General features: G+C 65.7%; 4 protein-coding genes and 1 pseudogene. 1 reads left to right on the top strand and 4 read right to left on the bottom strand.

Annotated elements, in window-relative coordinates; genetic code table 11:
* The coding region (locus tag ABZ749_RS24335; RefSeq protein ID WP_357231548.1) for a DUF6357 family protein at window positions 1-1020 on the top strand (1020 nt) is incomplete at its 5' end.
* A gap of 88 nt (window positions 1021-1108) precedes the next feature.
* On the opposite strand, the gene ABZ749_RS24340 is transcribed toward ABZ749_RS24335, so the two are convergent.
* From ABZ749_RS24340 to ABZ749_RS24355, 4 genes and pseudogenes are all read right to left on the bottom strand, one after another.
* A complete protein-coding gene (locus ABZ749_RS24340; RefSeq protein WP_357231551.1) occupies window positions 1109-2017 on the bottom strand; it encodes an XRE family transcriptional regulator in 909 nt (302 codons plus the stop codon).
* Between the two features lie 245 nt (window positions 2018-2262).
* Window positions 2263-4533 (bottom strand): NACHT domain-containing protein, encoded by a 2271-nt coding sequence (locus ABZ749_RS24345; RefSeq protein ID WP_357231554.1) that lies wholly within the window; start codon window positions 4531-4533, stop codon window positions 2263-2265.
* Window positions 4534-4893: 360 nt separating this feature from the next.
* Complete coding sequence (treZ, locus tag ABZ749_RS24350) at window positions 4894-6618, bottom strand: malto-oligosyltrehalose trehalohydrolase (protein ID WP_357231557.1); 1725 nt, start codon at window positions 6616-6618, stop codon at window positions 4894-4896.
* Window positions 6615-7774 (bottom strand): annotated as a pseudogene (locus ABZ749_RS24355) (malto-oligosyltrehalose synthase); the annotation flags it as partial. The gene treZ and the pseudogene ABZ749_RS24355, both read right to left, overlap by 4 nt.

A 7774-nucleotide genomic window follows, 5' to 3' on the forward strand; every position in this document is an offset into this window, starting at 1 on the left:
GGGACCCGGGGCCAGCTCGACGAAAACGCCGCCGTCGCACTCCTGGACCCGATCCTGCTCTCCCCGCCCGCAGACGTCGACGCGCTGTTTCGGCGCATCCCCTGGGACCGGAGCCGGCTCGTCGCATACGGTGCCACCATCCGTCTCCTGGAGCGCGGTCAGGTCTGCGAGGCGATGCGCACGGCGACGGAGGCGGCGAACGAGAAGCGTGCCCAGGAGCATCACGCGGACCGCCGCCGCGCCGAGCGGGGAGCGGTCCTCGGGCCACTCGACGCGCAGATCCTGCGCTACACGGGCCAGTACCTGCACGGCGCGACAATTCCACGGCGGAACCCCGATGCCGTCGACCCCGCGCTGCTGCCCCAGGTCATTCAGGTGATCGCCACCGCCGAGCAGGCGTGCGCCGGAATGCGGATCGGCCTCGACCCACGGCGGGGACACCGGGCCACTGACAAGCGCGACTGGAAGAGGATGGAGGCGACCGTCGACGCGGCCGTGCGCCGCGCGTACCCCGGGCTCGTCGATGACGCGGTGCGGACGGTGAGCTTCCTGATGTGCTCGGAGGCCGCGGACCGCGCCAAGAGCACGCCGCCGGAAGACGACGAATCTGGTGCGAGTGTGACGAAGGCGGCCCTGACCTTCACCGACGACAAGGGCGGCGAGAAGAAGTGGCTACGGGACGGCCCTCGCAGCGCGTCCGCCGAATTCTGGGAGTTCGTCGCCGATCGCTCGGCCGGGGACAACGAGGTGTTCACCATTGAGGACGAGGAGATGGGCGAGGGGATCCAGCTGCAGTTCTACGCGGACTGCATCGCCCGGATCACGACGCTGCGGCCCGGCGAAGCTGGGTCGGACCCGGAGTACCGGGTCGAGTACAGCCTGGTCGACGGGATGGCCGGGTACCGGCACCTGGTGAGCCTGTTCGTCCGCGGCGGCTGCGCCGCGCTCGACCAGCACAGTCCGTGGATGTCGGATGCCGCCGAGTTCGAGCGCGCGCGTCGTCAGCGCAAAGCCCTGTAGTCCCACGCCCCTGGCGAGGTGCGTCACGATGCCATGCTGCCAGCTCGTCGGCGCAGGGTCCGGGCGCGAGGGCCGGTGCCGGCGGCCGTCAGCGGGTGAGGCCGACAAGCGTCGCCAGTCGCGCCACGCCGGCCGGCGCCGGCTGCGCGCGGGCGACATCGGCGATCACGGTACGCGCCAACGGCCGGCACCGAACCTCAGCCGGCGCGACACTGTCCGCGTCGACAAGCGCCCTCGCCGCCCCGCGAACGTCACCCAGTTGCAGGTACGCCCGCGCGACGTCGACCAGGTACGCGCCCCGATACTCGGCCGGCAACCGCCGCCACCCTTCCCGCCGCACCACGGCCGAGTGCCGTCGTAACGCCTCGGCAGCGTCCCCTCGTTGCGCCGACACGAGACCCCGGGCCAACTCGACGGCGACCGGCCCGAAGCTGGTGCGGTGCGTGTCGTCGTACCCCCTGAGGCTGGCGGCGATCGCTGCGGCCCGGTCGATCAGCTCGTCGGTGCGGCGGTGCTCACCGCACCCAGCGGCGGCGAGAGCGGCCTGCACCAACAACGTCCCACCCACCGCGCTCCCCCGGTGCTCGCCCTGACCTCGAAGGCCTTCTTGGCCTTCGTGATCAAGAGGTTTGGGGGCGGTCCGATCTCCGGAAGTGCCGCAAACCTCTTGATCACCGTAGGAGGTCGAGGGTGGGAGGACGTGGTTGGCGGCGGGGAGCAGCGCGGCCAGGGCCAGGGGGTCGCGGTTGGAGGCGCGGAGCGCCTGGCCCACCGAGATGGCCGCTGCCGCAGCGAGGAAGCTGTCGTCACCGGGGGCGGTCATCGCACGGTCGGCGGCCAGCCAGGCCAGGCCGGCCTCGCCGAGCTTGACCAGCAGCGACGAGGTAATCCGGTACGCCTGCACCAGCAGCTCCCGCGACTGCGCACTCTGGGCGACGTCGAGCAGACCCGGCACCACCCGCACCAACTGCCCGTAGTGCGCGTGCTGGTAGCTCAACCAGGCATGCCCGACCTGCCTTGTCAGCTCGTCCGTCTGCGGTGGAGCCAGCGAGATGTCGTAGCGGGCGAGCGCGGCGGGGATCTGTCCCCCCGTCCAGCGTGCCCGCCGGGGTGCTCCGCGGCAGAATCAACTTGGCCAACCCACCCTGCCCTGCTGCGATCGGCATCCGCCAAAGTCCGACGTTGGCCTGCCACATAGTGCGCAAAAGCGTGAATAATGCCCTTGCACATTGCACCTGCTATTCATAACTCAATAAAGAAGCCTTCTTGCGACTGGGTTGGCGCCTCCAGGAGTCGCTTGACTCGAACGCCTTGCCCTCGGCTTGGTAGAACGATCTTGGTGCTCACCTGCTTAGCGCGCACGGCCAGGCCACTCGATACGAGGCTATCGAGCACGCTTGGGACTAGATTTCGATGCTTGTCGTCAAGTCCTCTATATAGGGCGTTCTCGCGTCGCCCTGTTCCTCTCTGCGCGTAAAGCTTCTTTAGGATTGTAAGTGCCACCCGCTGCGAGGGGTTCAGCGAGAGCATCCCCAATATGCCCTGTGTCGTCCTGGCTGCAAGATCGAATTGTTCGAAATCGCAATCGCTGAAACGTTCACTCGGGAGTGCAGACGCCGACGCGACGCCCTCGACAAGGCCGAACGAACAGCGGGCAAACGACGGCATCGGAATATCACCATCGTAGTCGGTGAGGTCGAGCAGCTGTATGACACAGTCAGAGAAAGTGACCTCACTAAGATCAGTCTCAGGGCCAACAGTCAACTGCGGAATCAGCAAATCACTTACGGCGAGTTGCGCTTGTGTCTTGAACTCACCTAACGCCATTCCTACTTGGATGACGTCAAGAAGCACCGCGTCGGATGCACCGTCCCGCTGACACAAGGCTGCAGCGGCACCGGCTTGGCTCGCCTTGACTCCCGACTCCTGCAATTTCCGCGTAGCAACGTCGATTCCAAGCTGCTCCATCACAGTCGCGGTACCTCTGAGACGAGGGGCCTCGCGATTTCCTTGATAATCAGAAACCCATCGTACGATGTCGCCAGCGCGAGCAGCGTCAGCCAAGGCGGCATCAATGAAGTGCCGCGATCCATCGCTTTCGTCTTGAACGCCAAGACCGGGAAGCCTTTGCAAGATCTGCTGAGACCCCTCGTCGGGAGGCCCCCCGGTGACAGACTCGAACGCGGCGGTCATGTCTGAGGGTGATAGGGGTCCCATGCCGTCCAGCCGAACTCTAGCCATAGTAGCGAGACGTTCGATCAGAAGACGAATGGTGGGCCCATCTATCAGTGGCTGATCGGAGTTGCGTGCTTCCCGCTCGCAGATCTTATCAAGGAGCACGTCCCAACCCAGGGCTGCCGATGAGGCACCGCTGACGTCGAGCGCCTCCTTGAGCAATCCGCTCACGACCAGGTAGCCGAGAAGTAGTGGGCGTGATGGCAGCCATGAAGGCAACTGCTCACTCCACTGATTTCGTGTCAGGTACAACTTAATTTGTTCATCATTAAAGTCGCTTGTGCTCAGCATCGAAGCATCGCTTGGTAGGCCAAGCGACGATCGAGCTTCGGCAAGGCTGTCGAAGAAGTGAGTTCGACCTGTGATGAACACACCGCTGGCAGCTGGCGTGTATTCGATGAACTTCCGAACGAGTGTGGTTGACAGCCGGCGAACATCCTTCCAGCCGTTAGCTTTTCCTAGCCACCCAGGCGTTGCTATTTCATCGAACCCGTCGAGCAGGAGGTGAGCGTCACCTGCCAGCCACGCTCGAACGAGCTGAGAACCATTTCCGAAACCGATCTTTTTAGCATGTCGATCTAACGCTTCTTCAGGATCTCTCTGACCCTGATGGTCGCGCAAGTTTAGCGCGATCGGGAACTTGAACTCCCCCCGATGATGTCGCCGTGAAAGGTCTCGGAATACTTCCCGAACGGTCATGCTCTTTCCGGCTCCGTAATCGCCGGTCAAGACTATACAACGACCGTCATTGAGACCGTCTACTATATCCCGCGCCGACCATAGTCGACTGCTTTCCATTGCCGCGAACTCAAGCGACACGTACTGCTCGTCGGGATTCAGCTTTCCTGTTACCGGGTGGCGTGCACTGCCAAAGGCATAGTTCGGCCGCAACGAGATGTATTCCTGCGAATCGATCAGCTGTGCACGCAGTTGCTTAAGGCTGCAAGCAACCACCGGAGCTTTAAGTCGCTGGATCGCTCCTCGTTGCTCGCTGCTCGGCTCGTCCCTCGTGACGAAGTATCCCTTGATAAGCTTCAGGGGATGTGTCCTGCCATACTGTTCACACAGCCTGGCTAGCTTCAGCCCGTCTGAAACCGCCTTGTCTTTCCTGCCGGAGACCGTGCACTCGATCAGGACAACTGCGTCGGGGCTCTCGAATATCCCGTCGCGCTCCCGCCCATGGACGCTCTGGGACCCTTGGAACGGATTGGACTTTCCGAATAGCGCCCGCGCAACCCGCAGGACCTCGGCCTCGAAGACTTGCTCTTCGCTTGGCATGTCTGTGCCGTCCTCCCAAGGTAGCGCTAGGCAGCGGGAGGGATTTTATCTAGGTCCGAGCAAGGGTGCACCCCGTCGAGACTGCCAAGTTGCCGACACATCCGTAGATGATTTGCCCTAATTGTCCGATAGGCTATGGAATATTTGGCATATAGGCCTCTACCAAGATGGTACCGTCGATCTTGATTAGCAGTTTTATTGGCGCGCCCAATTTCCTCGTCGCAGCAATAATTCTCAGGAATTCGCCGGTCTTGGGCGCCTGAACGAGGTATTGCCGTCGGTTCAACGGTCAACTTAACCCTGCTGAAGTTTCCATTGATGGCACGGTCGAAGGACAGGCTCCCGGGCCGGTCCCCTGGTTCATAGCGCCACGATCGCCGCTGTCTCCGCTGGCAGTTGGATCCGGTCCCGCATCACCGTGACGCCCTCCCCCGTAGCCAGGAGCACCCGCCGAGCCACCCCGGGCAGCGACACTCCCTGCCCCCGCCCAGCAAAGTTCGCCACCACAAGGGTGTCCCCCCGCCGCATCACCAGGAACTGGTCCCCGTGCTGCACAGACACCTCGTGCATCCGAGGATCCGACAGGTCCGAAGTTGAGCGCCGCAAGGCAATCAACCGCTGGTAGAACGACAGCACCGAAGCATGCTCGGGCTTGTCCAGCTCCGCCCAGTCCAACCGCGACCGTACGAACGTCTCCGGGTCCTGCGGGTCGGGCACGTCCCCTTCCGGCCACCCGTGCGAGGCGAACTCCCGCCGCCGCCCGTTCCGCACCGCGGTGGCCAACTCCGGCTCCGGGTGCGAGGTGAAGAACTGCCACGGCGTAGAGGCAGCCCACTCCTCCCCCATGAACAGCATGGGAGTGAACGGCGCGGTCAGCAGCAGCACAGCACCAACCCGCAGCAGCGAAGGCGAGAGAGAAGCCGAGATCCGATCCCCGGTAGCCCGGTTCCCGATCTGGTCATGGTTCTGCAGGTACGCGACAAGCCGATGCCCCGGCACCCGCGAATCCAGAGGCCGCCCGTGGTGCCGGTTACGGAAGCTCGACCACGTCCCCGCGTGGAAGAACCCACCCGTCAGCACGTCCGACAGCGTCTCCAGAGAGCCGAAGTCCCCGTAGTAGCCCTGCCGCTCCCCCGTCAGCAACGTGTGCAGCGCGTGGTGGGCGTCGTCGTTCCACTGGGCGTGCAGGCCGAACCCACCGGCCTCCCGGGGCGTGATGAGCCGCGGGTCGTTGAGGTCCGACTCGGCGATCAGCGACAAAGGCCGCCCCAGGTGCGTCGACAACGACTCGACGGCAAGAGCCAACTCCTCCAAAATCGGCACAGCCCGCGAGTCCGGCAGCGCGTGCACGGCGTCCAGGCGTAGGCCGTCGACGTGGTAGTCGCGCAGCCACATGAGCACGCTGTCGATGATGTAGCGGCGCACCTCGTCGGAGTGCGGGCCGTCCAGGTTGACCGAGCGGCCCCAACTGTTGCTCTGCTCGGCGAGGTACGGACCGAACTGCGGCGCGTAGGCCCCGGAGGGCCCGAAATGGTTGTAGACAACGTCGAGGATCACCCCCAACCCGCGAGCGTGTGCGGCGTCGACGAACCGTTTCAGGCCGTCGGGGCCGCCGTAGGGCTCGTGGGGGGCGTACCAGCAGACGCCGTCATACCCCCAGTTGTGTTCGCCGTTGAAGGCGTTGATCGGGAGCAGCTCGATCAGGTCGACGCCCAGGGAGACGAGGTGGTCGAGGCGGTCGATGGCCGCGTCGAAGGTGCCGTCCGGGGTGAAGGTGCCGATGTGCAGCTCGTAGAGGATGCTGCCGGGCAGCTGCCGGCCCGTCCACGCGCTGTCGGACCACGCGTAGGCAGCGTGGTCGTAGCGGCGGCTCGGCCCGTGCACTCCCGCAGGTTGCCACGGTGACCGGGGGTCGGGCAGTGGGGTTTCGTCGTCGTTCAGCAGAAAGGAGTAGTCGGGGCCGGCGTCGGGCACGTCGACCTGCCACCAGCCGTCTGCGGCGGTGTGCATCTCGTGGTCGGTGTCGCCGGCCAGGCGCAGCCGCACCCGGGTGGCGTCCGGTGCCCAGACGGAGAATTCGGTCATGAAACGGCCTCCTCGGCAGCGGTGGGAGGAGCCAGCAGAGCGACGGGGTAATCGGCCAGGAGGGTGTCCAGCGGCGTCTCTCCGCCACTGTAGACCCGCCCGGTGAACAGGTCCTTCATCTCGTGAACGGGAAGTGACAGGGCTGTGTCACACCACCCGCCGACACGTGCCAACCGGAGCGGCAGTCGGGTCGCCACGGCGATCACGCCGCCTCGGTCGAAGGCCACCGCGTGCCGGCTCACCGGCCCCTGCGCCGGGAGCGGCCGGTAGGTGGTGAACAGCTCCGGGTGCGCGCGGCGCAACCGCAGGGTCCGCGACACGACGAGCAGCTTCGCCGCTCCGTCGGTGTCGACCGGGGGACGCCAGCCGCCGTCGATGCGTGCCAGCATCTCTCGGCGTACGTCGAAGTCGACCGGGCGGCGGTTGTCGGGGTCGACCAGGGAGTTGTCCCACAGCTCGGTGCCCTGGTAGGTGTCCGGCACACCGGGCATGGTGAGCTGCACGAGCTTCTGCCCCAGCGAGTTGGACCAGCCGGCCGGGGTGATCGCGGCGGCGAGTTCGGTCAGCTCGTCGTGCAGGCTCGGGTCGTCGTACATCCTGTCGACCACGTCGTGCAGCGCCTGCTCGAAGGCCGGGTCCGGTTCCGCCCAACTGGTCGAGGCCCCGGCCTCCCGGGCGGCCTTCTCGACGTACGCGTGCAGCCGCTCGCGTTCGATCGGCCACGCGCCCACGGCGGTCTGCCAGAGCAGGTGGGCGAACGCCGGGTCGGGCAGCGGCGCGTACTCCATCCAGCTCTTGACCTGCTCCGCCCAGCGGCCCGGCAGTTCGCTGAGCACGGCGAGGCGGGCGCGGACGTCCTCACCCCGTTTGGTGTCATGGGTGGAGAGGGTGGTCATGCTGGCCGGCCAGCGGACCTGCTGGGCGGTGGCGAAGCGGTGGAACTCCGCGGGTGGCACGCCGAAGCGGACCGGGCTGTCACCGACCTCGTTGAGCGCCACGAACCGGGTCCACCGGTAGAAGGCGGTGTCCTCCACGCCCTTGGCCATCACGGCGCCGGTGAGCTGCGGGAACCGCATGCCCAGCTCGTCGTCGGGGTTGCGCAGCCGGCGGGTGACCGCGTCCAGGGCGCCGGCCAGGTCGGGGCGGCGGCGGCCGG

Origin of the sequence: Micromonospora sp. NPDC047753 (assembly GCF_040642735.1) — a bacterium.
In the GTDB taxonomy this organism is placed as follows: Bacteria; Actinomycetota; Actinomycetes; order Mycobacteriales; family Micromonosporaceae; genus Micromonospora.

Bases quoted from the DNA above. Each gene is read 5' to 3' on its own strand.
- ABZ749_RS24345 (WP_357231554.1), bottom strand. From the start codon at position 4,533: ATGCCAAGCGAAGAGCAAGTCTTCGAGGCCGAGGTCCTGCGGGTTGCG.
- treZ (WP_357231557.1), bottom strand. From the start codon at position 6,618: ATGACCGAATTCTCCGTCTGGGCACCGGACGCCACCCGGGTGCGGCTG.